The organism is Pseudomonas tremae (genome assembly GCF_001401155.1).
Classification (GTDB): domain Bacteria; phylum Pseudomonadota; class Gammaproteobacteria; order Pseudomonadales; family Pseudomonadaceae; genus Aquipseudomonas; species Aquipseudomonas tremae.
Genome location: NZ_LJRO01000162.1, coordinates 1 through 454, shown reverse-complemented (window position 1 = coordinate 454; position 454 = coordinate 1). Strand labels below are relative to the sequence as shown.

Annotated in this window: 1 pseudogene; it reads right to left on the bottom strand. The window is 60.4% G+C overall.

The window, feature by feature from the left end:
* Positions 1 to 67 precede the first annotated feature (67 nt).
* Positions 68 to 454, bottom strand: a pseudogene (locus ALO43_RS12085) (feruloyl-CoA synthase); the annotation flags it as partial.

Genomic DNA, 454 nt, shown 5'->3' with positions numbered 1-454 from the left:
ACCCACGGCGTACGCACTGCGTCGACAATGGCCACGTCGCTGAACGCCAGATATTGTCCGCCGCTGCTCATGCCGTCGGCTCGGCACTGATTTTGTCCGGGGACTGATCACGATAAAGCGCTTCGACTGTTTCTGCCCGCCACTGCAGCACCGCACGCTGGTTGATCGAACCCTTGTCGGTGATTTCGCCACGGTCAATAGACGCGGGTTCGTCAAGCAGCACGATCCATTCAAGACGGCTGGCATTGCCATTTGCACCTTGATTCAGGCGGGTCAGCCATTCGCCGAACCACGCACGTACCGGCGCACTGGCCAACACCTGCGCATCAGAGGCCTGCGCATCCAGCCCGGCCAATTGGCGACATTCATGCAACCTTGGAAACACCAGCGCACCCAGGCATTCACGATCAGGCGCGGTGATGACCACATCCTGCACGTACGGCGAGCCTTCCAG